Below are 285 nucleotides of genomic sequence, written 5' to 3'. Positions count from 1 at the left end.
TAATGCCGATCAGTTAAGAAATATTTTAGCGATCGGTTGACCGATCTTTTATAGATGCAAAAATCCGATGAGCATTCGCCATCGGATTTTTTTATGAATTTTAAAACAGCTTTAGACACCGCGTTTAATGCCAGTACTCAGTTTCACTCATTTGACAAGCTTTCAACCTTCTTAGACCCAACTATCATTGATGAAGCTTTTGTCGAAGCAGGTGTGGCAACGGTCAGAAAGCGTCGCTTACCGCTTGAATCGGTGATGTGGTGTGTCATGGGAATGAGCCTTTTT

1 protein-coding gene is annotated in these 285 nt (G+C 41.1%); it reads left to right on the top strand.

What is annotated here, in order from left to right:
- Positions 1-93: 93 nt before the first annotated feature.
- Positions 94-285: transposase domain-containing protein (locus JV36_RS0103970; protein ID WP_032139766.1), on the top strand; the 192-nt coding region annotated here is incomplete at its 3' end.

The sequence above is a fragment of the Alteromonas sp. LOR genome, assembly GCF_000753865.1.
Classification (GTDB): domain Bacteria; phylum Pseudomonadota; class Gammaproteobacteria; order Enterobacterales; family Alteromonadaceae; genus Alteromonas.
The sequence above is the reverse complement of the archived record's forward strand: the minus strand, read 5'-3'. Positions and strand labels throughout refer to the sequence as shown.